Source organism: Formosimonas limnophila, assembly GCF_014652675.1.
Classification (GTDB): domain Bacteria; phylum Pseudomonadota; class Gammaproteobacteria; order Burkholderiales; family Burkholderiaceae; genus Hydromonas; species Hydromonas limnophila.
Genome location: NZ_BMZG01000025.1, coordinates 1 through 3,004, shown reverse-complemented (window position 1 = coordinate 3,004; position 3,004 = coordinate 1). Strand labels below are relative to the sequence as shown.

Genomic DNA, 3,004 nt, shown 5'->3' with positions numbered 1-3,004 from the left:
GTTGTTTTGAGCGATCCGCCATTTTAGTTTATCTCAAATAGCAGATATAAAAAAACACCCCAGTCTGAGACTGGGGTGTTTTGGTATAAAAGCCTGACGATGACCTACTTTCACATGGGAATCCACACTATCATTGGCGCTAAGTCGTTTCACTGTCCTGTTCGGGATGGGAAGGAGTGGGACCAACTTGCTATGGTCGTCAAGCAAAGCTTGTAGTCTGTTGTGATGCTTTACAACAAACAAAATACTTTGGCTGTTTAAAAGAACAGTCGAAACCTGATTAGAAGCAATTTGGGTTAGATTGAATCAACAAACCATTAAATCACTTAGTTGTTGTCACTGTATCAATCAGTACAGTTATAAGGTCAAGCCTTACGGGCAATTAGTACTGGTTAGCTTAACGCATTACTGCGCTTCCACACCCAGCCTATCAACGTCCTGGTCTCGAACGACCCTTCAAAGGAGTCAAGCTCCTGGGAAATCTAATCTTCAGGCAAGTTTCCCGCTTAGATGCTTTCAGCGGTTATCTCTTCCGTACATAGCTACCCTGCGATGCCTCTGGCGAGACAACAGGTACACCAGCGGTACGTCCATTCCGGTCCTCTCGTACTAGGAACAGCCCCCGTCAAATTTCCAGCGCCCACGGCAGATAGGGACCAAACTGTCTCACGACGTTTTAAACCCAGCTCACGTACCTCTTTAAATGGCGAACAGCCATACCCTTGGGACCGACTACAGCCCCAGGATGAGATGAGCCGACATCGAGGTGCCAAACACCGCCGTCGATATGAACTCTTGGGCGGTATCAGCCTGTTATCCCCAGAGTACCTTTTATCCGTTGAGCGATGGCCCTTCCATTCAGAACCACCGGATCACTATGTCCTGCTTTCGCACCTGCTCGACTTGTCAGTCTCGCAGTTAAGCACGCTTTTGCCATTGCACTTTACACACGATGTCCGACCGTGTTAAGCGTACCTTCGAACTCCTCCGTTACAATTTGGGAGGAGACCGCCCCAGTCAAACTGCCTACCATGCACTGTCCCCAACCCCGATTCAGGGGCCTAGGTTAGAACGTCAAATAATTCAGGGTGGTATTTCAAGGTTGACTCCACCATGGCTGGCGCCACGGCTTCAAAGTCTCCCACCTATCCTACACAAAACGATTCAACATACAATGCAAAGCTACAGTAAAGGTTCATGGGGTCTTTCCGTCTAGCCGCGGGGAGATTGCATCATCACAAACATTTCAACTTCGCTGAGTCTGCGGAGGAGACAGTGTGGCCATCGTTACGCCATTCGTGCAGGTCGGAACTTACCCGACAAGGAATTTCGCTACCTTAGGACCGTTATAGTTACGGCCGCCGTTTACTGGGACTTCAATCAAGAGCTTGCACCCCATCATTTAATCTTCCAGCACCGGGCAGGCGTCACACCCTATACGTCCACTTTCGTGTTTGCAGAGTGCTGTGTTTTTATTAAACAGTCGCAGCCACCGATTCTCTGAGACCCTTTCATGCTCAGTTGTTCACATCACATTACCAGGGCACACCTTCTTCCGAAGTTACGGTGTCAATTTGCCGAGTTCCTTCTCCGCAGTTCTCTCAAGCGCCTTAGAATACTCATCTCGCCCACCTGTGTCGGTTTGCGGTACGGTCTTGTGTAGCTGGAGCTTAGTGGCTTTTCTTGGAACAACATCCAATGACTTCAGTGCCTAAGCACCTCGATCCACGACCTTGGTATATGAGCGCCGGATTTGCCTAACGCTCGCCTACATCGCAGAAACCACAATCCAATAAGTGGCCCACCTTCAATTATCCGTCCCCACATCGCACTACACATAGGTACAGGAATATTAACCTGTTTCCCATCAACTACGCTTTTCAGCCTCGTCTTAGGGGCCGACTAACCCTACGCCGATGAACGTTGCGTAGGAATCCTTGGGCTTACGGCGAGGGGGCCTTTCACCCCCTTTATCGCTACTCATGTCAGCATTCGCACTTCTGATACCTCCAGCACGCTTCTCAACGCACCTTCACAGGCTTACAGAACGCTCTCCTACCATACGTGCAAGCACGTATCCGCAGCTTCGGTTATAAGCTTAGCCCCGTTACATCTTCCGCGCAGGACGACTCGATCAGTGAGCTATTACGCTTTCTTTAAAGGGTGGCTGCTTCTAAGCCAACCTCCTGACTGTCTTAGCCTTCCCACTTCGTTTCCCACTTAGCTTATATTGGGGACCTTAGCTGGCGGTCTGGGTTGTTTCCCTCTTGACACCGGACGTTAGCACCCGATGTCTGTCTCCCAAGCTCATACTCAACGGTATTCGGAGTTTGCCATGGTTTGGTAAGTCGCGATGACCCCCTAGCCATAACAGTGCTCTACCCCCGTTGGCAATACTTGAGGCACTACCTAAATAGTTTTCGGAGAGAACCAGCTATCTCCAAGTTTGTTTAGCCTTTCACCCCTATCCACAGCTCATCCCCTAATTTTTCAACATTAGTGGGTTCGGACCTCCAGTTGGTGTTACCCAACCTTCATCCTGGCCATGGATAGATCACTTGGTTTCGGGTCTACACCGTGCTACTGTCGCCCTTATCAGACTCGCTTTCGCTACGCCTCCCCTATTCGGTTAAGCTCGCAACACAATGTAAGTCGCTGACCCATTATACAAAAGGTACGCAGTCACGGAACAAGTCCGCTCCTACTGTTTGTATGCATGCGGTTTCAGGATCTATTTCACTCCCCTCCCGGGGTTCTTTTCGCCTTTCCCTCACGGTACTGGTTCACTATCGGTCGATTACGAGTATTTAGCCTTGGAGGATGGTCCCCCCATATTCAGACAGGATTTCTCGTGTCCCGCCCTACTTGTCTGTAGCTTAGTACCTATGATGTGTTTTCGTATACGGGGCTATCACCCTCTATAGCTGGACTTTCCATTCCATTCTACTAACAAATCATATATCACTACACGGCTGGTCCCATTTCGCTCGCCACTACTTTGGGA

2 rRNA genes are annotated in these 3,004 nt (G+C 49.6%); both read right to left on the bottom strand.

The window, feature by feature from the left end:
- Positions 1-91 precede the first annotated feature (91 nt).
- A 5S ribosomal RNA gene (gene rrf, locus IE082_RS10925) occupies positions 92-204 on the bottom strand.
- Between the two features lie 157 nt (positions 205-361).
- Positions 362-3,004 (bottom strand): 23S ribosomal RNA (locus IE082_RS10920); the annotation flags it as partial.